The sequence below is a fragment of the Leeuwenhoekiella blandensis MED217 genome (genome assembly GCF_000152985.1).
Classification (GTDB): domain Bacteria; phylum Bacteroidota; class Bacteroidia; order Flavobacteriales; family Flavobacteriaceae; genus Leeuwenhoekiella; species Leeuwenhoekiella blandensis.
This window is the reverse complement of sequence record NZ_CH672395.1, coordinates 844671-868004: the sequence shown is the minus strand read 5'-3', so window position 1 is coordinate 868004 and position 23334 is coordinate 844671. Positions and strand designations below refer to the sequence as shown.

Genomic DNA, 23334 nt, shown 5'->3' with positions numbered 1-23334 from the left:
TATTAATATTGGACTTGCAACAAAAAACTGGACTTTAAGTTGAGTGACTATGCTGCTAGTTTTTGATTATACATATCTATTTCAAATTCTTTAATAGTTCTGTTTCCTAAGTAGGAATGTCTTCTTCTGGTATTGTACCAGGTTTCTATCCACTGAAAGATAGATAACTCTGCCTGTGATTTAAGCTTGTATTTATGCCAATATACCCATTCTACTTTCAGAGATTTAAAAAAGGATTCAGCTACGGCATTGTCCCAGCAATTACCTTTTCTACTCATCGATTGTTTTACCAGGTCATTATAGCTTTTAAGTAGATTAGTAAATCTTTGGCTGGCATATTGGATACCTTGGTCTGAATGGAATATCAAAGGTTGTGTTAGTGTGGTATTTTTAATAGCCATCTGCCAAGCTTTTATAACAGTATCCTCAGTATTTAGGGTATCACTTAAAGCCCATCCTATAACTTTTCTATTGAATAGATCAATGATCACTGTTAGGTAACTCCAACCCTGATTGGTCTGAACATAGGTAATATCGCTTACCCATACTTGATTAGCCCTGGCTACATTAAAGCATTGGTTCAACAAGTTTGGTGCTATGGGATATTTATGGTTACTATCGGTGGTGGCTTTAAACTTACGCTTCCTCTTAGCGTATAAATAGTTTGCCTTCATTATACGGGCTACCCGAGGCTTTGATACCTTAAAGCCCAAAGCTTTCAATTCAGCCTTTATTCTAGGAGCTCCATAGCTTTGGTGACTATCTTCAAATATATCTTTGATTAATGAAGAGAGCTTCTGATTTTCTTTCCAAAGGGTGCTAGGACCAGATTTCAACCAGTGGTAATAACCGCTTTTACTCACGGCTAACATAGTGCACATCTTCTCAACAGGAAATTTCATACGATGCTGTTTTATGAACCTGTATTTTTCTTGTCGCTCGCGGAGAAGATGCCAATCGCCTTTTTTAAGATATCACGTTCTAATTCGGCTTCTTTGAGCTGTTTCTTTAAACGGGCTATCTCTTTTTGTTGATCGGTCATTTTAGGGTTACCACGGCCGGGAAAACTATTTTTACCATAATTCTTTTGCTCTTTACGCCACCGGTAAAGAACAGCAGGTAAGATATCCAGGTCCTCACAAACCTGTGCTACACTGCCTTTGGCGTAACTTAATTCTACTGCTTTTTGCTTAAACTCTAAAGTGTAATGTTTGGCTTTACGTCTCATGATTGCTAAGTTAACAACTTGCAATAATATTCATTCAACTCTATGTCCAGTCTAATGTAGTAATTCCATATGGAATTATATTATTGTCTAATCTAAACATTTAAGGGTTTGACAGTATTTTTTTTTAACCTAAAAAGTAAAATGTTAGTCTAGGTCTAACTTCCCTTTTTTAATCATTTTATCTTTAGGATCATATGTATAAATTATACGATCATCACTAGTCACTGCAAAGTCACGGGAATACTCCGGTAATTCTAAACGCTCTATAGGATTTCCATCCCAATCGTATTTATAAATATACCTCCCGTATGAGCGATTTATCCCCTCATGGTTGTTACCTGAATATAAAAGGTATATATATTCATTGGTTGTTTTACCTCTTACAAAAGCATATCTCGTATCGTTCCCCCTTGCGCTTATGTTTGCGTCATCATAGCCTTTCATCACAATTAAATCAGGTTCAAAATTTTCAGGCCCTTTTATTACTTTATAACTGCCATCAGACAGATTAACTAATTGTATGCGATCTGCATATCGTGAAGCTAAAACAGCCTTAGACTTATCCGGTTTTACATATAAAAAACTCTCATAAGCAGTTTTCTCCGCTTTTGTCACGGACTGATCTGGCCAGGTTTCTGAGTAAGGCACATACTGCTTTTCTACTGTACCGCTTAGTAAATTGATTTCTTCAAGCCAATAGGGAGAATTATAATTACCACTTGTTAAAAACGTATTACTATCAAGCAGTTGTACATCATAGTAATTATCAGGTAATTTGTAAAATCGAGATTGTTTAAAACTACTGTCATATAATGTTGAGTACTTATATATCATAAGACCACTTTTTACAATATCATAAATCCAAATATCATTTGCATAATAATCATACCTCATAAAGCCTAATACTTCATCTGATTTTCTACCCGACTTCACAAATTCCCCTATAGCTTTTTGAGTAACCAAATCGTACTTAATAAGGTTATTTGATTCATTAGCTATTTTTATGACTAATAAGGAGTCATTATAAATATTGAATCGATCTACAGAAAAATCGCCTATAGAAAAGAACTCATCAAGTTCAATTGATTTATTAACTGGAAACTTTGCAAAAGTAGTAGACAATGCATCTAGAGAACTTTTCTGAGAATGACACGGATAAAATTGGATAAACACAAACACTAAAAAAAATCTCATACTCTAAAATTAAAAAGCACTTCTAAAGTATTAGAAATGTTCTAGACTGTAAATACCAAACTAACACTAATCGTCAAATGGCGTTAAGGTTGGTGAATCATAATAGCAAGATGTTTTACCAGATCTACATCTCAAGACAATGACATTTCTATAAGCCTCACTAGCTGTACAGCGATCAGTATCTTCTCCAGTATATGAACAATTATGCGCTGTACGCTCAGTGAAAACAGTTAAAGCGCTGGCAATTGTGAAACTAAATAGCAATATTAATGCTATTATAGTATTTTTCATGTTTAAATACCTCGTAATTAATATTTTAAATGTTAACAATAAACAATATTATGAATTATGAATTATAATTAATAATGTTAACATATTGTTAAAATAGTTAATTATCAGCGGGAATTTTCATCCATTTCAGGTATTTCCCTATTTCAACACTTCAGAAACCACTGTTCCGGTTGTGCCGTTAGGGTCTTGAATTCCTAAAAGTGCAGCCACGGTTGGAGCAATATCAGTGATTACCGTTTGCTCAAATGTATGACCATTTTTAATTCCGTTTCCATAGAATAACAGAGGCACATGGGTGTCATAACTGTACGGTGTTCCGTGAGAAGAACCTGTAGGACCACCGGTTAAATAGCCCGGATCAAGAATAAAAAACACATCACCACTGCGCTCTTGATCAAAACCTTTTTGTACCAAAGCAGCTACACCGCTATCGTAAGATCCCTGCTCCATTTGAGCGCGCGTATACACTTTGCTGATGTTTTTATGCTGAAGTGCAAAATGCTTTATGTCTTTCTGTAAAGCTTCGGCATCGATACTTTCATCAGCCAGCACGGTATATCTAAAAAACACCTGATCGTTAGAAATATCTTCGATCAAATCATCACGACCATATTTCTGCTGAATAAAAGCCTCCAATTCCTTTCTAAAACTGCGCATATCAAAATAGCCAGAAGGAATCTTGTTATCACTTAAAAAAGAAGGAACGTGAACCGCCGCGTGATCAGCCGTTAAAAATACGGAGTAATTTCCTTTGCCCACTTTTTTATCTAATGCCTCTAAGAGTTTTGCGATCTCTAGATCCAGACGCACATAGGTATCTTCAACCTCTTTAGAATTTACTCCAAAATTGTGTCCAACATAATCGGTACAGCTGTAACTTACTGCTAGGAAATCGGTATCCGCATCTTGGCCAAGATCTTCGCCGTCTAGAGCAGCAAGTGCAAAATCTGTAGTGATCGAGTTTCCGTAAGGCGTTGTTTTCAATATGCTATAACCACCATTCTCTTTTCCTAATTTCTTTAAGTCATAAGGAAATGTTGCTGTTTCCTTTCCTCTAAAACCTCCTTCATAAGCATTAAGATCTTCACCACTTTCTATGTAGGTTTTAATTGGTTTATACGTATCCCAATCCTTCATATAAGCCTTAGCCGGCTTTTTCTTATTGAAATTTTTTACCCATTTTGGCAATTCATCCATATAATAAGTGCTCGTGATAAAAACGCCTTCGTCACCTCCCTGAAACCAATAGGCGCCATTTGCAGTGTGTCCTGCCGGAAGAATCGCACCACGATCTTTAATAGAAATACCGATAGTTTTTCCGCGCATTTGAGTGTGCAATCTGTTTTGATCTGTGATGGTAGAAGTGCGCATACGTCGTGGAGACATTTGCCCGGGACCAACATCGGTTGTCCCAACAGAAGCTACAGTGGTATCTTCGGCACAATACACATCCTTTTTCTCAAATTTATTGTACCAACTGTTTGAAATGATCCCATGATTTTGCGGAGTAGTTCCCGTGTAAATCGAAGTATGCCCGGGTGCCGTTTTGGTGGGCATATAATTATAGTGGTTGTTTCGGCAATCAAAACCTTCATTCTGGAGGCGTTTAAAACCATCTTCTCCATATTGATTTTCAAATCGTGTAAGATAGTCGTAGCGCATTTGGTCAACCACAATACCTACAACAAGTTTAGGCTTTTGCGAAGCTTCTTGAGCAAATGATACAGTACCGGCTAAAGCGACAAAACCAAGCGCCAGCGACTTTAAGGGTAATAAATTCATTAGTTAAATTTTTAGACACACAAAGCTAAAGCATAAGAGGCAAGATGTAAGTTTAAGTTAATCTTAAATATGCATCCCGCCTATTTTTGCTATTTTTAGACCTGAAAAAATAACTATGGGATACCTGAAAGAGATAGGTCTTTATTTTATGATGCTTAAGGGTGTTTTTATCAAGCCCACCAAAACATCTGTTCTACGTAATTTAGTTCTTAAAGAGATCGACGACCTTATCATAGGCTCTTTGGGTATTGTGTGTTTCATCTCCTTTTTTGTGGGTGGTGTGGTCGCAATTCAAACTGCACTGAATATGGATAACCCAATTCTTCCTAAATCACTCATAGGTTTTGCATCAAGACAATCTATAATCTTAGAATTTGCTCCAACATTCATTTCTATCATTATGGCAGGTAAAGTGAGCTCTTTTATTACCTCCAGCATAGGTACGATGCGTGTTACCGAGCAGATTGATGCTTTAGAAGTTATGGGGATCAACTCCCTCAATTATCTGGTTTTTCCTAAAATAATCGCGATGTTGTTCTATCCGTTTGTGATCGCAATTGCTATGTTTTTAGGAATTCTCGGCGGATACACCGCGGCAGTTTTAGGTGGTTTTGCTACCGGAGATCAATTTATTCAAGGTTTACAAGAAGATTTTGTTCCCTTTCAGCTGGTTTATGCGTTTATAAAAACTTTTGTTTTTGCAATTCTATTGGCCACTATCCCATCATATTTTGGATATTATATGAAAGGTGGTGCGCTTGAAGTAGGTAAAGCAAGTACCACATCCTTTGTATGGACGAGTGTATTCATCATTCTTTCAAATTATCTAATCACCCAATTACTCCTAAGCTAATGATCGAAGTTAAAGAATTAAAGAAAGGATTTGGCGGAGATGAATTAGTCTTAAAAGGAATCTCTACCACATTTGAAAAAGGAAAAACCAACTTGATTATTGGTCAGAGTGGTTCTGGTAAAACCGTATTTTTAAAATGTCTTTTAGGGCTCTTCAGACCTACGGAAGGTAAAATTTTATATGATGGTCAAGCGTACTCTGAATTATCTTCAGAAAAGCAACGCACGTTACGCGAGCAAATGGGAATGGTTTTTCAAGGCAGCGCTTTGTTTGACTCGATGACGGTTGAAGAAAACATTATGTTTCCGCTAAAGATGTTTACCAAACAACGTAAAGCAGAACGCCGAGAACGTGCCAATGAAGTAATCAAACGGGTAAACTTAATCAATGCTAATAATAAGCTTCCGTCAGAAATTTCAGGAGGAATGCAAAAGCGTGTTGCGATTGCGCGCGCCATTGTAAACAACCCAAAGTATTTGTTTTGTGATGAACCAAACTCTGGTTTAGATCCACGTACCGCAACACTCATTGACAACCTCATTCAAGAGATCACACACGAGTATGAGATCACGACCATCATCAATACGCACGACATGAACTCGGTGATGGAAATTGGTGAAAAGATCGTTTTTCTACAAAAAGGACATCTTGCCTGGGAAGGTTCTAAAGAAACCATATTTAAGGCTGATAATGATGATGTGACCAACTTTGTATATTCTTCAGACTTGTTTAAAAAAGTACGCGAAGCGGTTATTAAAGAAAATCAATAGCGCGCTATAGAAAGCGTATCTAGATCGTACTTAACTTTTAACCATGCACGCAGTTTCAACTCTTCTCTACGCTTAGCATTTTCTGAAAGTGACGGCTTCCATTCTATGAGAAATGTGGGAATAGTATCTGCTTCTTCAAAATTGGTATTTATCGTATTCGAAAAACCAAAACGTGCAATGTTCTCATAATTAATGTGCACCTCTTCGCTCAAGCTTTGAAAAGGCAAAGCCGAAGCTTTAAGTCTGTTGATCTCATCTTCCAGCAACTGAATTTGCGAATTCTTATCTGCCAATGCCTGCTGATTATTGACATAGAGATCTTCAAGAATACCCGACTTTACAGCGCTTGAAAGCTGCTCTGCCATTTGCGATGATTGATCAGAACCCTGATGTATTTTAAGACTTACATCTGCCAAAGAAACCTCCTCTGTCAACTGATTGTACCACTCCTGAATTTTAGCTTTTGGGACCAATGCCCCAATGAGATACACATCGATACGCTTGGCTTTATAATCTTGTGAAAACTTCACAACTTCAGCACCCTCATAGCGGATTACCCGAGTCACATAATCTTTAGTTGCTGAAGTAAACACCTGCTCTTTGTAAAGTATGTAAAACAAATAGAGACTGGGAATCATCACAACCAATGCGATCAACGAAGCCATTTGAGTAACAAATCTTCTGCGCTTAGAATTGGCATATTTCACCATCGGGAAGCGTAAAAATTTAGCTACCAAAAATGTCGAAAGTGCAATAAACACCGCATTGATCGAAAAGAGATAAAAGGCTCCCGCATAGTACTGCCATTCTCCCATTGCTAGTCCGTAGCCTACGGTACACAAAGGAGGCATCAAGGCCGTGGCGATAGCCACACCAAAAATCACACTCGCAATGGTCCCTTTTTTGGTTTTAGCTACAATGAGTGCCAAACCACCAAAAATAGCTACCAAAACATCTAAAATGGTTGGATACGTTCGGGCTTCGAGTTCCGGAGTCAATTCAGAAATAGGGGAAACAGCAAAATAAAGTGTTGCTGTAAGTACGCTGAGCACGATCATCACCGCTAAGTTGATCAAAGAGCGTTTGAGCGTTTCAATATCATTAATCGCAAGAGAAAGTCCGATACCCACGATAGGTCCCATTAGCGGAGAAATAAGCATCGCCCCGATCACTACGGCAGTACTGCTTACGTTTAAACCTATGGACGCTACAAATATGGAAAAGATCAAAATCCAGGCGTTGTGCCCTTTAAATGAAATATCCTTTTTGACAGCTTCTATTGTCGAATCCCGATCGGTATCACTTCGTATATCGAGTAATTCAGACAAAAAAGTACGTACACTATACCAAAGCGTTTTCGCATCTCTCTTGACTGCTTCATTCGAAACTTTCTCGTCCTGCGCTATCTTATTTTGCTCTTCCATTCACGCTTAAACGAGGTCTGAACCAAATTTCTTTTCAACTTCAGCACGTATAATTTTCACATCTTGTTCTTTAGCCTTTGGCATAATTACAAGAACCTCATTACTATCTACTACGATATAATCTTTTAAACCTTCAATAACAACAACTTTTCCTTTTTCAGAACGAATGAGATTGCCTTCTGAATCGCGTATTACCGTTTTGGCATTTACGACTACATTGTCCTCACTATCCTTTTCTAAGTTGTCATATAAGGCACCCCAAGCACCCAGATCACTCCAGTCAAATGTTGCAGGAATTACCCCAACGTGACCGCTTTTTTCAAGAATACCATAATCGATACTGATGTTCTCGGCTTTAGCGTAATTATCAACAATAAATTGCTGTTCTGAATCTGTATTTAGCGCTTCAAAACCAGAATTGAATAAGGCGTACATCTCAGGAAGGTATTTTTCGAAAGCTTCGATAATAGCTCTGGCACTCCAGATAAAAATACCGGCATTCCAAGAATAATTTCCTTCTGCTAAAAATTGCTTCGCAGTTTCATAATCGGGCTTCTCTTTAAAAGCCTTAACTCCTTTTACAGCATCGTCTCCAGCTGTATATTGAATATACCCATAACCTGTATGTGGGAAGGTTGGTTCGATACCCAAAGTAACCAACAATTTTTCTTCAGAATCATCAGCAGCACAAGCTTCAAAAGCAGTGTTTAAATCTGCTAAAAAAGCCTGCTCATCTTCGATCCAATGATCACTGGGAGCGACGATCATCACACCATCAGGATTCGCCTTATAAATTTTTAAAGCCGCTAGTAAAATACACGGAGCTGTATTACGCATTGCAGGCTCTAAGACGATATTTTCATCTTTAACCTTAGGCAACTGCTCGTTCACCAGTCCTTTATAGTTCTCATTCGTCAGCACCAGAACATTGTCTGAAGGCACGGTTTGAGACAAACGCCCAAAAGTACGTTGTATTAAAGTCTCTCCTGCTCCTAAAATATCGTGAAACTGCTTGGGATAACTTGCTTTACTCAGTGGCCAAAATCGGGAACCAACTCCCCCGGCCATAATAATTGCATAGTAGTTTTTGTTTGTCATCTGGTGTTATTAAGTTAAAAGTTCGACCTCTGCGTTAGGTTGAAATAAATAAACTTTTCCCGTGGCGGTCTCTACACATTCATAACGTTTGATTCTACGTTCTCCTTTTTGAAAAACTTTTCCGTTATATAATTTAAAAAGACTACCCCGCGGAATTTCAAATATATAGCTTTTATCGTTGGGTGGGTCAAATTGCTTAAGCGCTAATGATAATTGCGCATCGGTATCGCTACTCGCTTTAGGGTTTTTAAAATGATTGGCGATAACCGGCAAGAGTTGCTTCGGAAAGATCTCGGGCCTAATAAATGGCAGCATTAAATTTTGAAAGGTATATTTCCATTCTTTACCGTGCGGCTTTATTCGGTTACCAAATTTCACGAAGGCTACTAAATGGGCGATCTCATGAATTAAAGTTATCAAAAAACGATAGGAATTCAAATTGGTATTCACCGTGATTTGATGTCCGCCACCAGGCAACCTTCTATAATCTCCGTGACGCGTGACACGTTCATCTACGATCTTTAGATGAACGCCAAAATTTTTGATCAACTCAAAAACAGGGTCAACCGCTTGCTCTGGTATGTATTTGCCTAAGATATTCTTCATCGTTTATGGCGTAGACGCCGAAACCTGCAAAACTTTTCCGTTATAAAATTTGTTTGCTGTCAACGCAAAATTCTTAATATATGCCGCCATTTCTTCAGCCGAAAGTGGTGCTTGGTATCCAGGAAAAGCTTCTTCTAGCATTTCGGTCTGCACAGCTCCCAACGCCAAAACATTAAAGGCAATTCCCTGTTCTTTATACTCTTCAGCAAGCAATTCGCTTAAAGTGATCACAGCACCTTTACTCGAACTGTACGCAGCTAGCCCTGCAAATTTCACGCTGCCTTGAATGCCTCCCATACTACTCACAGTAACCACGTGACCACCTGGCTTCATAAAGGGTAATATAGCCTGAGTTAAAGTCGCGACCCCAAATACATTTACAGCATATACTTGTTCAAAATCTGCTTGAGAAAGCTCCTCAAAAGGCTTGCTGACTAATGCACCGGCATTGTGTATCAAAACATCAACAAAACCCTCCCATTCAGCCTTGACAAAAGCCGATATTTTATTCAAATCTTCAGCTTTAGTGATGTCAAATGAAATGGAATGAATATTGTCGACTCCTAATTCTTTCAACGGCTTCTCGTTGCGCGACAAGGCTAAAACCTGATGTCCTTCGGCAGCAAATTGTCTGGCCATTTCAAAACCAATCCCTCTACTTGTTCCTGTGATTATTATATTCTTACTCATTCCAAAGTATTTCGTGAGTCGCACTGTTAGTCATTCCTTCTACTCCCGGAATCAACTGATTCACAACCTTAGCCACGTGATCAAAATTCATAGCAGCTGCCTCATCACCTACTTTATGATAATGGTCAAAGTTGGTAAAATCGAAGGTTGAAACCGTCTGCGCCGGAATTTTAAATTGCGCATAAAATGCATAATTATCGCTGCGCTTAAACAGATTGAATTGTTTTGCCTGCGGCAGAAAGCCCATTACTTTGGCCCCTGCATACCCATTAAATTTTTGGGCCATATTGCTATTCTCATATCCGGTAAGATAAACCGTATAATCTTTATCGGTCATCGGCACACCTATCATTTCTATGTTGAACATTACATACGGATTGATGCTCGTCGTTTTAAGACGTTCAGCCAAATGTGCTGATCCTAACAGCCCCAGTTCTTCCGCAGAAAAAAGCGCAAAGATAATACTACGCTTATTGGTTTTTGCCTTAGCAAAATACTTAGCCAATTCTATAACAGCTGAAGTTCCTGAAGCATTATCATTAGCTCCATTGGCAATAGTGTCTTCACCGTCAGCATTCGCCGTACCAATGTGATCATAATGTGCACCGATCACAATAAATTCCTTTTTCAAGTCAGCATCAGTTCCTTCAAGCATCCCAACCACATTGTAACCGTCGACACCTTTTGCATCAAACTTATCCCTATACGAAGTGAAGTAAGGCTTTACACCAGCTTGCTGAAATTCTTTAATAATATAGGTCGCTGCCTCTTCTATGCCATCTGTGCCTGTTTTTCTACCGGCAAGGGCGTCAGAAGCTAAAAATTCGATATGTCGTTTGATAGCTGAAGCGTCAACGTGCTTTTGAAATGCAACCGAAGCAGGATCAGGCGCTACCGTTGATTTGATGGTTTCTGCCGGCTCATTTGAGACCGTATAACCTTCTGAAGCTTCTGCGGCAGCTCCTGCATCAACTTGACGTACATCAGCAGTGCTTCCGCAGGCCAATACTGTACAATATACCAGACTTAAAAAAATTCTTTTCATACGTTCAATATAAAAAAACCCATCAAATGTTGATGGGTTTTTAAGTTATCTATTTTTAAAATGCTGCTTAAATTAAGCCAACATCAATACCGGATTCTCGATATAGGTTTTCAATGTTTGTAAAAACTGAGCACCTGTGGCACCATCAATAGTACGGTGATCACAAGCCATAGACAAGGTCATTGTGTTACCAACTACAATTTTACCATCTTTCACCACCGGCTTCTCAATGATCGATCCTACTGATAAGATCGCTGAGTTAGGCTGATTGATGATCGAAGTAAAGTTTGTAATACCAAACATTCCCAGGTTAGAAATGGTAAAGGTACTTCCTTGCATTTCTTCCGGCTTTAGTTTTTTGTTACGTGCTTTACCTGCAAGCTCTTTTACTTCAGCATTGATTTGCTGTAAAGACTTCTCATTTGCAAATTCAACAACAGGAACTACAAGTCCGTCTGGCACAGCAACTGCCACACCAATATGCACGTGATTATTTAAACGCATCTTATCGTCAAACCATTGCGAGTTTACTTGAGGATGCTGTTTTAAAGCGATAGAAACCGCTTTAATAATCATATCGTTATATGACACTTTAGTATCCGGAAGCTGGTTAAACTGACTGCGGAAAGCAATCATGTTTTCCATATCAAACTCTACATTCAAGTAGTAATGCGGTGCGGTGAATTTTGATTTACCAAGAGACTTGGCAATCGCCTTACGCATTTGAGAATTATTTACATCCTCATAGCTTTCTTCACCTGTTGCAACAAATTGCTGCACACCTGCTCCCGAAGCTGCCGGAGTATAGTTCTCAATATCTTTGCGCACTACGCGACCATTCTCTCCACTTCCCGGAACTTTTGCCAGATCAATACCCTTTTCCTCAGCCAGTTTTTTAGCCAATGGCGAAGCAAAAATACGACCATCACTAGATGAAGTATTTTTTGCCGGTTTTGATTCTTCCTTTTTAGGCGCCTCCTTTTTAGGAGCTTCTTTCTTAGCTTCTTCTTTTTTCGGAGCCTCTTTTTTAGGCTTTTCTTCTTTCTTCGGCGCTTCTTTCTTAGCTCCTCCAGATTTGAAATTGCTAATAACACCAGAAACATCAGTTCCTTCTTCACCAATGATTGCAAGTAGTGAATCAACTTTTGCAGTTTCTCCTTCTTGAATACCGATATGAAGTAAAGTTCCTTTATAAAACGACTCAAACTCCATAGTCGCTTTATCGGTTTCTATTTCTGCAAGAATATCTCCTTCATCAACGCTGTCACCTTCTTTTTTTAACCAAGATGCAACGGTTCCTTCTTCCATCGTGTCGCTAAGACGTGGCATAGTTACCACCTCAACACCTTCAGGAATTTCTGAACCAGCATCATCAGAAGTTTCTTCAGCAGCATCATCGCTTTCTTCTTCATTTGAAGCCTCAGCATCTTCTGCGCTATCATCCTCTGAAGATTCTTCTTCAGCATCAGATCCTGCATCTGCGCTTCCATCGATCAAACCAGAAATATCCTCTCCTTCTTCACCGATTATTGCAAGCAGCGCATCAACATTTGCTGTCTCACCTTCCTCGATTCCTATATGTAGTAGCGTTCCCTCATAGAATGATTCGAACTCCATCGTCGCTTTGTCCGTTTCAATCTCTGCAAGGATGTCTCCTTCTTCTACTTTATCACCTTTTTTCTTTAGCCAAGATGCAACGGTTCCTTCTTCCATTGTATCACTAAGGCGGGGCATCTTAATTACTTCTGCCATAATATTATTCTGGTTTATGTGCTAAAAATGGATAATCTTCCTGCTCGTAAACTACATCATACATAACTTCTTTCTCAGGGAAGTCACTTTCTTCAGCAAATTTCTCACACTCGGCAACACGTTTTTTAACACGCTTATCAATTGCCTTCAATTCTTCTTCTGTAGCAAATTTTTTCTCTAACAAGATATCCTTCACTTGTGTGATCGGATCGATCTTTTGATATTCTGCTACCTCATCTTTTGTTCTATACTTTTGAGCATCACTCATTGAGTGCCCTCTGTAACGATAGGTTTTCAATTCTAAGAACGTTGGCCCATCTCCACGACGGGCTCTAGCGATCGCCTCGTCAAAAGCTTCTGCCACAGCCACAGGATTCATCGCATCTACTGGTCCGCAAGGCATTTCATAACCAAGACCAAGCTTCCAGATATCCTCGTGGTTTGCCGTACGCTTTACTGAAGTCCCCATCGCATAACCGTTGTTCTCAACGCAAAATACCACCGGAAGTTTCCAGTTCATCGCCATGTTAAACGTCTCGTGCAACGAACCTTGACGCGCAGCACCGTCTCCAAAAAAGGTTAAGGTTACCGCATCGCGCTTAAAGTATTTATCACCAAAGGCAAGACCGGCTCCTAGAGGAATCTGCCCCCCTACAATACCGTGACCACCATAAAAACGATGTTCTTTAGAAAAGATGTGCATAGAACCACCTAATCCCATAGAAGTACCCGTCTTCTTTCCGTAGAGTTCAGCCATAACACGTTTAGGATCTTCTCCCATACCTATTGGCTGCACATGGTTACGGTAAGCCGTAATCATCTTATCTTTTGTAAGATCCATTGCGTGAAGGGCACCAGCGAGTATTGCCTCTTGACCATTATACAAATGCAAAAATCCTCGCACCTTTTGCTGAATATAAACTTGTGCCAGTTTATCTTCAAACTTGCGCCAGAAGGACATCTCCTCATACCAGTTTAGGTATACCTCTTTTGTGATTTCTTTCATTAAATTATAGATTTATCTATACACTTTACTCACGCTGTGAGTTTTATCAACGATTTGAGAAACCTCTTCAAATCATCATTTTGTTAAACCTACCAAGATTTTTACTCGGCATAATCGTTTCGCCTAAAAAGACGGAGAACAAAAATAGTATATTCAGGACGAAGCGTGAAAATCTTTGAAGAAAAAATTGAAGGGAATCCGCAGGGGATTTAAGCGCTAGCTAGCGCGCTATTTTACAGATATTCTTGTGTGAAAATAAACGGCAACAAATTGCTAAGCGAATCGCTTTTAAAAACCTTACCGCTAGCGCCCATAAAATAAATCACTACCGGCTGTTTTTGCTTTACTTCATACTCCGCTATAGCTTGACGACACGCACCACAAGGTGGTATTGGTGTCGTAGAAGGCTTGCGCTTTCCTGTCGCAGAGATCGCCATAACCTCAAGTTTTTCGTCGGGAAAATTGGCTCCTGCATAATAAATCGCAGTTCGCTCTGCACAAAGACCAGAAGGATAGGCAGCGTTTTCTTGATTGCTTCCTTTTACAATCTCACCATTAGAAAGCAACAAAGCAGCTCCCACGTGAAATTCTGAATAAGGTGCGTAAGCTGAATCTCGCGCCGCAAAAGCATCTTTCATAAGCTGCTGAATATCTTGAGGTAATTCTGAAAAGTCTTCATAAACCTCAAGTTCAGCTTCTATTTTAATTTTTTTCATACTGAAATTTAGTATTCTACATACTCATTACCAAAGCTGAAGGTAATCCCAAAACGAAGCGTGTTTTCTAATGGATTACGTACTTGAGTTGTAGAGAACAAATAAGAAACGTCGATATCTATTGCAGAATATTTGAATCCTAAACCAAGTGTAGCGAACTTACGAGCACCTTTTAAATCACTTTCATTAAAATACCCTGCACGCAGAGCAAACGCATCGTCATATTTATATTCTGCACCTAAAGACCAGGTCACTTCTTTAATTTCTTCACTTATTCCGTTAGGTGCATCTCCAAAAGATTGAAACATTCCTTCAAAAAAGCCAATCGCCTGATAGGCTTCTGCATCAGAACCATCGATCACCCCATCATTATTAAAATCTTGCGGAGATGGCACAAGCAACTTATTGAATTCAAGACCTACCCCTATGACATTAAACGCATCAAGAATAAAATCAAAACCACCTCCTAGACGTAGGTTGGTAGGAATGAAGTTTTCTTGACCTGCCTCATCATATCGAATTTTTGGACCTATGTTTGAAATATTGAATCCTGCTCTCCATCGCCCATTGAAATCGTCATAACTTATTTCTTCTGACTGATAAAAACCAGCGATATCTACACCTATTGATCCTGCTGCACTGGCATCTTCTTCGTTGATCTGAAGTCTCAAATTACTACGCAAATAGCGCCCGGCAACAGCCATTGAAAAACGATCTCCCAGACGCAAGGCATAAGATAGATCGAGCGTAAATTCATTCGGACTTAAAATCAGCGGATTTTCTAATTCGGCTTGCGACGGGTTACTGCTTTGAATAGACTCAATATCTCCCAAACTGAAATAACGCATGCTCCCTGCAAAAGCGCTTCGATCATTAATTCGATTATAATAGGTCACCTGACCTAAAAAAATATCATCAACAATCTGACTTAAATAAGGTGTGTAATTAAAACCCACTCCTTGTTGCTGCTCAACAAAAGCATACTTCGCAGGATTCCACTGCTGCGAATATGCATCTGGACGCGTCGCCACCCCTTGATCTCCCATTCCTGCAGAACGTGCATCTGCTGCAATCGCTAAGAAAGGAACTCCGGTAGTTATGGGTCGCCCTTCAACTTCCTGAGCTTTTAAATTTTGAAGAACTGTAAAACAAAGGCCTAAAACAAGTAATGATCTATTCATTAATACGGGGTCTTTTCACAAATATATAGATAAACCTTAGAGGATGACTAATTTCTCGAACTTTTCAACCTTCTTGTTCGTTAACGTAGATTTTACGGTAATCTTATACACATAAACACCTTTTCCTAATTTTTGACCAAAATCATCGAGTCCATCCCAAGTGATTTCTCTTGATAAAAATCCGGTAGTTGTCACCAGCTGATTGATGGTTTTAACCACCTTTCCGGAAATTGTGAAAATTTGAACTTGAACTTCCAACGGTTCGTAAGGTCGATTATGATTAAACCAAAACTCGGTATAATTCACAAAAGGATTGGGATAATTAAGGACGCGCTCTAAGGTCAATTCTTCGTCACCCGCGACCACAAATTGTAAGTCGGCTGTGGACGAATTGTTATACGTATCCCAAGCGACAACAGTCACCGTATGTAAACCGGGTTCCAAATCGCGTAAAGTTCGCAAAGCCTGACCCAGATTGAAGTTATCAACATCACTCTCATAAAAATCATTCAGAATAATTGGATTTTCCTCATCTCCGTCTAAAATTGCGATGAGATCGTGCCCTATACCGCCTGCTGTATTAATTCCACTTTCATCTTCTAGCTTTACCAGAAGCGTAGGCGATGTATTGGTAATTCCTCCACTCACAAAATTCTCATCATTCATATAAAGATTGATAAGCGGCCCCTCGGTATCTTCAGCAGCATTTTCATTGAGTCCGCCTACAAGAATTTGCTCATTGGCTCCCGCCTGATCTTCTGGCACACCATCACGTACGCTGTAAAAATTCACACGCCCATTACCTAAAGGAATAGCAACATCTCTAGGAACCACAAATTCAAAATCAAAAACACCATTGGTCACGCTAGCTTGCCCGCGGTATAAAATAGAACCCAAGGTCTTGAAGTCAAGAATCAGAAGATTTCCATTTGCATCTGTTGTACCGTCATTGCCTAAGGTTTGCTGATTGATGTACTTATCATAAACCGTTGCTGAAAGCGTACCCGAATATTGCGGAATCAACTGACCGCTTTCATCAACAACTTCACCACTCATTTTAACACGACTCAGCGCTTTGAGCGTATCTACCGGTTGTGACAAAGGCACGTCGTTTATCGCCGTCAATCGAATATCTGGTTTTGCAAAAGCCAACTTCATCGCCGGGTCACCTATAAAAAAGATCACTCTTCGATTATCATCATTGATCTGGTTTTTGGTTTCCCGCAAATTTTCAGCAACACTTTTGATGGTGTTAGTTCCAAAAGAAAACAAATTAGACGCCAGTGCCTCGTTGAATATCACACCCAAACGCACCGAGATCTCGCGAGTCGTCGCCACAAGACCAACCGCCCCTCCGGCTTCATTCCAAAACAATTCTTCTCCGGCAGCAACCCGATTGGGATTATCAAATCGTGTAAACTCACAGGTCACTGTAACAATGAGCGGCAGTCGCTCTCCATTTGCAAGATTCTGAGCATTTTCTCGAGTAAAAATAAATTCTGAAGCCAGCGTATTCTCACCGCCGTGCCCAAGGTAAGTCATTACCAAAGCGCCAGACTCTAAAGCATCTACAATTGCCTCATTAACTTCAGGATATCGATCACCGCCAGCCGAAGATTGTTGCTGATAGCTGTCTGCGTGAATCTTTTTGACATTGATAAAGGGCTTCTCTTGCTGAATCTGATCCCCCAAAGCATCAATGGTCGACTCCAACTCTGCAAATTCCCAAGGCTGATCAACATCATCAGAAACCAACACAAAATTGTTGCGCCAGCGACCAAATGAAGCCCGCGCATCATAACTAATGATTTTATCAACAGCGGTTTTGGCCAGCAATGGCGTATCGGCGAGAATTCTTCCCACAGCAATATCCAAGCGGTCAGAACCGCCACTCCCTGCCGGACTATTATTTTCGATCACCCCTTCTTCAGGATCCAAACTCCCGAAGAAATCATCACTCATATACGATTGTGATTGCGAGAAACTATAATACGTATTGAAGGTAGGGACTAAATTATTGTTATTGTCGATTCGGTCCTTATAATCAAAAGAGGTATCTCCAAACAAACAGAGATACTTTAATCTATTTTCTGCTGATGAAGCATTTTCGTAAACATACCTAACCAAATTACGTATCGCACCAATATCCTGTTTTCCCGAACTGAATTCATTATAGATCGCATCAAGCGTTACCACTTTTACGTTTAAATTTCTATAAGTTCGATTGTGCTGGGCCAGTCGCTCAGCTTGCGCGCGTAGCTCGTTGGGAGTGATCATTAAATAATCTACATCTGTAAAAATACCGCCCGACTGCAATATGCTACCTTTTATATTTTGATTCGCTACGGAAGTATTCCCGGCGTAAATTAAGGGCTCGTAGAAATCCTCAGGATGAAGCGCGACATATTTTTTAGTCGAACTCAACGCGGTATTAAAAGTTATGGTAGCTGCAGCTTCAGTATTTTGAAAACTACTTATATCTGAAGGACTCGCGATCTCCCAAACTTCGGTAAAAGCAGCAGCATTTTGAATCTCATAGCGCGCTACCTCGTTCGCTATTTCAGGAGCAATCCCATCAAATAAAAGTTGGTTTCCAACACCGGCTAAACTGCGCGTCGCTTCAACAGCAATAAAATCTAAGTAGCCTTCGCTCGATGGATTACCGTTATTATTGTATTGCAACACCACACTAATAGCATCTCCTGAAACATTGATCGCAGGGTTTGCACCAGGAAAACGATAACTGTCATAAAAGGCTTCTCGAGCCAGAACCGACTCGTTAATCGGCAGTATATTAAGATTCGTAATCGCCTGACCGTTTACATTTAACCCAAAGGAAGTGGGAGATTCTGAAATTGCTGCAGTATAAACTCTGATGTCCAGAGGCGTATTATTTACACGATTAGGAAATGTAAAATCAAAACGCTGTTCATTTTCAACATCAAAGCGCTCTCCAAACCATCGCCTACCCAAATTAAGCAGATTATACGTATCGCGCTCGTGAAATTGATAATCCTTAAATGTTGTGATGGTGCGCGCAGGAACTCCTGCCGGTTCAACCATAGGCGCTACGCGTAATCCAGGCGCACCACTCGCTGTAATAAAATAATAAGACTTATTATCATACGCGTTAACATGCGTCAGGCTTTCAGCATTGAATTGCCGTGTGCCTTCGCCATAAAAAAGAATATAGTCTTCACGGTCAAAACTTCCATCTTCTGCACCTACAACTTTTATCGCGTTTTCCTGAGGATCAAAAATGGTGTTGTCGCTATTTTTTAATGGAAGCATCGCTCCACCATCCCCGTAGATTTTCAAATGCTGCGGATTGATGTTTTGAACATCCATTCCTAAACGTTCTAAGAATTCATAATCCAACCTAAAAACTCCGGTGGTATCTATGTGAAATTTATAAAAATCTCCTGAATCCAAAATAGAATTACTACGCCCTGGTAATCGGGATTGTTGGATAGTTGGCTTTCGCTGTGCGTTATATCGAATCGAAAAACGCGTGATTCGTTTTACCGTTCCGTTTTTCTTTACAATAGGCGAAATGCTAAACTGAAAATAGGAAGCTCCTCTTATTTTTGAAAATGCTGCTATTAAATTTGGAGCATCAGGAATAAGCTCCAGCTTCAGATCTTTTAAGGCTGTAGAAGAAATAGCCTCATACACCACATCACCAAGCTGAACACTCGAAGCATCAAATACCGCCGAAACCTTCCATTTATCTGCAAATCGTAAACCTTCGCTTACCGAATAACTAAAATGTGCCTTTTCAAAACTAGGAACCATCAGCGGTTTTTCTGTAGTAGCAACATTAACCGGCGCTGACCAGCGGATCTCAACCTGCTTTTCTTGAGCATTCAGAACTGAATTGCGCACTATCAAAAACGCACACAAAAACATAAAGATTTTAAGGTAATTCGCTCTCATACAAATCAGTTCTTAAAACTAACATAAACCTTTTAAATCAGATTACTATACTAAATGGATTTGATTTTCGTTATATGCCCTGTAAACCCCAATGAATCATAACGATTAAGCGTTTGCAAAAATGAATTATTTATTGCAATTTGGGCACTTTATAGTATATTGCAGTCCCAAATCTTCTTAAGAATTTTTTCATATGAATAGGAATCTTGTGTTTAAAACGCTTGTTTTTGGCCTTTCAACGATGCTTTTAGTGAGCTGTGGCCGTAACGGCAAAGACTACAAAAACAGTTCCCGCGCCACCGGATGGAGTATAAATGACCGTGACGGAGGATTTCAAGCAAATACAGATTACAAGGAACAGGAAGCTGCGCCAGGTTTGATCTTCATTGAAGGTGGAACCTTCACTATGGGGCGTGTTCAGGACGATGTGATGCATGATTGGAACAACACACCTACCCAACAACATGTGCAGTCATTTTATATGGATGAGACAGAGGTAACCAACCTGATGTACCTCGAATATCTAGACTACTTAAAACGCGTATTCCCTCCGGAAGAAGCGAATTATAGAAACATTTATTACGGCGCTTTGCCAGATACGTTGGTATGGAGAAACCGCTTAGGTTTTAATGAAACCATGACCGAAAACTACCTAAGACACCCTGCTTATGCCCGCTATCCTGTTGTAGGTGTAAGTTGGATTCAAGCTGTAGAATTCAGTACGTGGAGAACTAACCGTTACAACGAATATGTTCTAGAGCAAGAAGGTTTTACTCAAAAAGGTGCAAAATACAATGTTGACGCACAATCAACTTTTGATACTGACACCTATCTACAAGCTCCTAGCTTAACCTATGGAGGTCAGGATGATGTAATTCGCGGAGGAAAAGCTTCAGAACGACGTGAAAAAAATAACACACCCAGACCCAACCCTAACAATCCAGGTTCTACGGGTGAAGCTAAAGACATTTATGTTCAGATGAAAGACGGTATCATTTCAACTACAAAATACCGACTTCCCACTGAAGCTGAATGGGAATATGCAGCTTTAGGTCTTGTAGGCCTTAGAGAATACAATGTTTATCGCGGAAGAAAAAAATATCCTTGGGACGGTGCTTACACAAGATCTGGTAACCGAAGAAATCGCGGCGATCAATTAGCCAACTTCAAACAAGGAGATGGTGATTATGGTGGAATCGCAGGTTGGTCTGATGACAATGCAGACATTACCGCACCTATTAAATCCTACGAACCCAACGATTATGGTCTTTATGATATGGCCGGAAACGTTTCTGAATGGGTTGCTGATGTTTATAGACCGATTGTAGATGATGAGTACAACGACTTTAACTACTATCGTGGTAACGTTTATACTAAAAATGCAATCACCGAAGACGGTACCGTAAAAGTTCTCACTACAGAAGATATTGTTTATGACACTTTAGAAAATGGTAAAATTGTAGCACGAGGTCTTCCGGGAGAAATCGCTCAGGTTCCTGTAGATGATGAGGAAACTTATTTAAGAACACAGTTCTCTGAAAGCGATAACCGAAACTTTAGAGATGGAGACAAACAATCTTCGAGATATTATCAAAGTTTTTCAGACGCCGACAGTGACAGTGATCGTATGTATGATTCACCTATTAACCGCATTAGAGAAGGGGAAGAAGGGATGATCAAAGAGTATGATAAAGAGAACGACCGCACAACCCTTGTTGATGACGAAGTACGCGTATATAAAGGAGGCTCTTGGAGAGATCGCGAGTATTGGTTAGATCCTGCACAACGTAGATATCTACCACAAACTATGGCGACTGATGATATTGGCTTTAGAAATGCGATGTCTCGTGTAGGTTCAAAATCTACAAAGAATAAAACTCCGCGTAACTAAAAGAAATATTTCATATTATTGAAACGCCCTTTGTAATTTACTCAGGGCGTTTTTTTATTGGCACCGCCTAAAGGTTTTATACCCCTAGGCTCGCCTCAAAATTGAAAATTCGTTTTTAACCAATGCCTCATGGGCATGCCGTTTTCGGCAGACAGACTTGTCCTGAGGTTGTTTACTTCTACTATGAGCATTCAAGATCTACACGCATTATTTCTTCAAAGTGACGGAATAAGCACCGATACCAGAAAAATAGAACCAAACACCTTATTCTTCGCTTTGAAAGGTGCTAACTTCAATGGGAATAGTTTTGCACAACAAGCACTGAAATCCGGTGCTTCTCATGCCGTAATTGACGAAGAAGAATACCATTTAAAAGACAAGACTATTTTAGTTGAGGATGTGCTTCAAACCCTTCAAGACTTAGCACATGCGCATAGGAAATATCTCGATATTCCGGTGCTTGCGTTAACCGGTAGCAATGGTAAAACCACCACAAAAGAACTCATCAACAGTGTACTTTCAAAAAAATTCAAAACCACCGCAACTCAAGGCAACCTCAACAATCATATAGGTGTACCTCTTACACTCTTAAGTATGAATAAAAATACCGAAATGGGTATCGTTGAAATGGGTGCAAACCACATCGGAGAAATTGCTGATTTGACGGCGATCGCAGCTCCTGACTTTGGTTACATCACCAATTTTGGCAAAGCGCATTTAGAAGGTTTTGGTAGCGTTCAAGGAGTGATCAAAGGGAAAAGCGAACTTTACGATTATCTTATCGCTCATAAAGGAACGCTCTTTTTAAATCTTGACGATCCTATTCAGGCAGAAAAGCTCGGCAGCACACACACGTTTTGCTTCAGCGCGCATCAGGAAACCGATTTAAATATTGTTTACCACACGGCACAGCCTTTTGCTAATTTTCAGTTTGATGAAATTACAGTGAACAGTAATTTAATGGGGCAATACAACACCATCAATCTTGCTGCTGCTGCAGCAATAGGTACATTCTTTAAAATTTCGGCAGAAGATATAAAAGAAGCCTTAGAAGCTTACGTACCTAAAAACAACAGGTCACAAATTATAAACAACGGAGATCAAACAATTATACTTGATGCCTATAATGCCAATCCTACAAGTATGGAAGCAGCACTACGCAATTTTGCAGGTCTAGAACGCCAAGGACCTAAAATTGCCTTCTTGGGAGATATGTTTGAATTGGGAGAAACCTCAGCGTACGAGCATCAATTTATTGCAAATCTTGCTGCCCAATTAGATATTGACCATCTCATTCTTTTAGGTTCACATTTTGAGAAGACCAATACTACAGCTTTTAAGTTTACCGATGTCAATCAGCTTAAGGAACAAAATCTTCCCGTTAGCCTTCAAAAAGCTTTAGCCGATGCTACCATCTTGATCAAAGGTTCACGCGGAATGAAACTAGAAACCTTACTCGATCTAGTACAGTAAACACATTCAGAACAAGCTTGGGAAAGTAGATATTATAGCAATGCCAAAAAAAATGAGCCTATAAAGTCCCCTAACTCTTTATAAGCTCATTCAAATCTAAATTCAACATGAATTTTATGTAATTAGCCCCACCCTTGATGGTGTTCTTTATATTACATTAGCAATTTACAAGTGATTATTGACCTATAAAATACCCGATAAAAGGTATTTTACACCAAGAGACACCAGATCAAAACAAAAAAAGCTTTCAAACGTATCTGCTTGAAAGCTTATGTGGGACATATTGGATTCGAACCAATGACTTCCACGTTGTCGACGTGACACTCTAAACCAACTGAGTTAATGTCCCAAAAATGGTGCGCAAATGTAACTTAGCTTTGACAATTATCAAATAAAAA

General features: G+C 39.6%; 17 protein-coding genes and 1 tRNA gene. 4 read left to right on the top strand and 14 right to left on the bottom strand.

Going from position 1 to position 23334, the window contains the following annotated elements:
- Window positions 1-47 precede the first annotated feature (47 nt).
- From MED217_RS03710 to pafA, 3 genes are all read right to left on the bottom strand, one after another.
- Window positions 48-1252, bottom strand: a protein-coding gene (locus MED217_RS03710) for an IS3-like element ISLbl1 family transposase (protein ID WP_154648898.1) whose coding sequence is annotated in 2 segments (ribosomal slippage) — window positions 48-973 and window positions 973-1252 — 1206 coding nt in all. Because the reading frame shifts where the segments join, the coding sequence is not laid out codon by codon here.
- A 120-nt stretch (window positions 1253-1372) separates the two neighbouring features.
- Entirely contained in the window at window positions 1373-2422 is a 1050-nt protein-coding gene (locus MED217_RS03700; RefSeq protein ID WP_009779136.1) for a BF3164 family lipoprotein, read from the bottom strand.
- 429 nt (window positions 2423-2851) lie between these two features.
- The gene (gene pafA, locus MED217_RS03695; protein WP_009779135.1) at window positions 2852-4495 is read right to left on the bottom strand and encodes an alkaline phosphatase PafA; all 1644 of its coding nucleotides are present in this window, start codon (window positions 4493-4495) and stop codon (window positions 2852-2854) included.
- A gap of 115 nt (window positions 4496-4610) precedes the next feature.
- Between pafA and MED217_RS03690 the strand changes: the two genes are divergently transcribed.
- On the top strand, window positions 4611-5348 hold the full coding sequence (locus MED217_RS03690; protein ID WP_009779134.1) for an MlaE family ABC transporter permease: 738 nt from the start codon (window positions 4611-4613) through the stop codon (window positions 5346-5348).
- On the top strand, window positions 5348-6118 hold the full coding sequence (locus MED217_RS03685) for an ABC transporter ATP-binding protein (protein WP_009779133.1): 771 nt from the start codon (window positions 5348-5350) through the stop codon (window positions 6116-6118). The genes MED217_RS03690 and MED217_RS03685 overlap by 1 nt, the downstream gene beginning before the upstream one ends.
- Here MED217_RS03685 and MED217_RS03680 read toward each other — a convergent pair.
- The 10 genes from MED217_RS03680 to porU all read right to left on the bottom strand — a co-directional run bounded on the left by MED217_RS03680 (window position 6112) and on the right by porU (window position 19572).
- On the bottom strand, window positions 6112-7542 hold the full coding sequence (locus tag MED217_RS03680; RefSeq protein WP_009779132.1) for a DUF389 domain-containing protein: 1431 nt from the start codon (window positions 7540-7542) through the stop codon (window positions 6112-6114). The genes MED217_RS03685 and MED217_RS03680 overlap by 7 nt on opposite strands.
- A gap of 6 nt (window positions 7543-7548) precedes the next feature.
- Complete coding sequence (locus MED217_RS03675) at window positions 7549-8640, bottom strand: mannose-1-phosphate guanylyltransferase (RefSeq protein ID WP_040532563.1); 1092 nt, start codon at window positions 8638-8640, stop codon at window positions 7549-7551.
- Window positions 8641-8649: 9 nt separating this feature from the next.
- Complete coding sequence (locus MED217_RS03670) at window positions 8650-9246, bottom strand: SprT-like domain-containing protein (protein WP_009779130.1); 597 nt, start codon at window positions 9244-9246, stop codon at window positions 8650-8652.
- A gap of 3 nt (window positions 9247-9249) precedes the next feature.
- Window positions 9250-9936, bottom strand: a complete 687-nt coding sequence (locus tag MED217_RS03665; protein ID WP_009779129.1) for an SDR family NAD(P)-dependent oxidoreductase — start codon at window positions 9934-9936, stop codon at window positions 9250-9252.
- Window positions 9929-10981 (bottom strand): M28 family metallopeptidase, encoded by a 1053-nt coding sequence (locus MED217_RS03660; RefSeq protein ID WP_009779128.1) that lies wholly within the window; start codon window positions 10979-10981, stop codon window positions 9929-9931. Before MED217_RS03660 ends, MED217_RS03665 begins: the two co-directional genes overlap by 8 nt.
- A gap of 72 nt (window positions 10982-11053) precedes the next feature.
- Complete coding sequence (locus tag MED217_RS03655) at window positions 11054-12733, bottom strand: pyruvate dehydrogenase complex dihydrolipoamide acetyltransferase (protein ID WP_009779127.1); 1680 nt, start codon at window positions 12731-12733, stop codon at window positions 11054-11056.
- Between the two features lie 4 nt (window positions 12734-12737).
- Complete coding sequence (gene pdhA / locus MED217_RS03650) at window positions 12738-13739, bottom strand: pyruvate dehydrogenase (acetyl-transferring) E1 component subunit alpha (RefSeq protein WP_009779126.1); 1002 nt, start codon at window positions 13737-13739, stop codon at window positions 12738-12740.
- Window positions 13740-13972: 233 nt separating this feature from the next.
- Window positions 13973-14455, bottom strand: coding sequence for a cytidine deaminase (locus tag MED217_RS03645; protein ID WP_009779125.1), 483 nt, complete (start codon window positions 14453-14455; stop codon window positions 13973-13975).
- A gap of 8 nt (window positions 14456-14463) precedes the next feature.
- Entirely contained in the window at window positions 14464-15636 is a 1173-nt protein-coding gene (gene porV / locus MED217_RS03640; RefSeq protein WP_009779124.1) for a type IX secretion system outer membrane channel protein PorV, read from the bottom strand.
- A gap of 36 nt (window positions 15637-15672) precedes the next feature.
- Entirely contained in the window at window positions 15673-19572 is a 3900-nt protein-coding gene (gene porU / locus MED217_RS03635) for a type IX secretion system sortase PorU (protein ID WP_009779123.1), read from the bottom strand.
- A 193-nt stretch (window positions 19573-19765) separates the two neighbouring features.
- Here porU and gldJ point away from each other — a divergent pair, with 193 nt between their 5' ends.
- Together gldJ and MED217_RS03625 are read left to right on the top strand one after the other, a co-directional pair.
- Entirely contained in the window at window positions 19766-21463 is a 1698-nt protein-coding gene (gene gldJ / locus MED217_RS03630) for a gliding motility lipoprotein GldJ (RefSeq protein ID WP_009779122.1), read from the top strand.
- Window positions 21464-21592: 129 nt separating this feature from the next.
- Entirely contained in the window at window positions 21593-22936 is a 1344-nt protein-coding gene (locus MED217_RS03625) for a UDP-N-acetylmuramoyl-tripeptide--D-alanyl-D-alanine ligase (RefSeq protein WP_009779121.1), read from the top strand.
- Window positions 22937-23210: 274 nt separating this feature from the next.
- Here the strand turns inward: MED217_RS03625 and MED217_RS03620 are convergent.
- A tRNA-Val gene (locus tag MED217_RS03620) sits at window positions 23211-23285 on the bottom strand.
- Window positions 23286-23334: the final 49 nt, after the last annotated feature.

Bases quoted from the DNA above. Each gene is read 5' to 3' on its own strand.
- MED217_RS03700 (WP_009779136.1), bottom strand. From the start codon at position 2,422: ATGAGATTTTTTTTAGTGTTTGTGTTTATCCAATTTTATCCGTGTCAT.
- pafA (WP_009779135.1), bottom strand. From the start codon at position 4,495: ATGAATTTATTACCCTTAAAGTCGCTGGCGCTTGGTTTTGTCGCTTTA.
- MED217_RS03690 (WP_009779134.1), top strand. From the start codon at position 4,611: ATGGGATACCTGAAAGAGATAGGTCTTTATTTTATGATGCTTAAGGGT.
- MED217_RS03685 (WP_009779133.1), top strand. From the start codon at position 5,348: ATGATCGAAGTTAAAGAATTAAAGAAAGGATTTGGCGGAGATGAATTA.
- MED217_RS03680 (WP_009779132.1), bottom strand. From the start codon at position 7,542: ATGGAAGAGCAAAATAAGATAGCGCAGGACGAGAAAGTTTCGAATGAA.
- MED217_RS03675 (WP_040532563.1), bottom strand. From the start codon at position 8,640: ATGACAAACAAAAACTACTATGCAATTATTATGGCCGGGGGAGTTGGT.
- MED217_RS03670 (WP_009779130.1), bottom strand. From the start codon at position 9,246: ATGAAGAATATCTTAGGCAAATACATACCAGAGCAAGCGGTTGACCCT.
- MED217_RS03665 (WP_009779129.1), bottom strand. From the start codon at position 9,936: ATGAGTAAGAATATAATAATCACAGGAACAAGTAGAGGGATTGGTTTT.
- MED217_RS03660 (WP_009779128.1), bottom strand. From the start codon at position 10,981: ATGAAAAGAATTTTTTTAAGTCTGGTATATTGTACAGTATTGGCCTGC.
- MED217_RS03655 (WP_009779127.1), bottom strand. From the start codon at position 12,733: ATGGCAGAAGTAATTAAGATGCCCCGCCTTAGTGATACAATGGAAGAA.
- pdhA (WP_009779126.1), bottom strand. From the start codon at position 13,739: ATGAAAGAAATCACAAAAGAGGTATACCTAAACTGGTATGAGGAGATG.
- MED217_RS03645 (WP_009779125.1), bottom strand. From the start codon at position 14,455: ATGAAAAAAATTAAAATAGAAGCTGAACTTGAGGTTTATGAAGACTTT.
- porV (WP_009779124.1), bottom strand. From the start codon at position 15,636: ATGAATAGATCATTACTTGTTTTAGGCCTTTGTTTTACAGTTCTTCAA.
- porU (WP_009779123.1), bottom strand. From the start codon at position 19,572: ATGAGAGCGAATTACCTTAAAATCTTTATGTTTTTGTGTGCGTTTTTG.
- gldJ (WP_009779122.1), top strand. From the start codon at position 19,766: ATGAATAGGAATCTTGTGTTTAAAACGCTTGTTTTTGGCCTTTCAACG.
- MED217_RS03625 (WP_009779121.1), top strand. From the start codon at position 21,593: ATGGGCATGCCGTTTTCGGCAGACAGACTTGTCCTGAGGTTGTTTACT.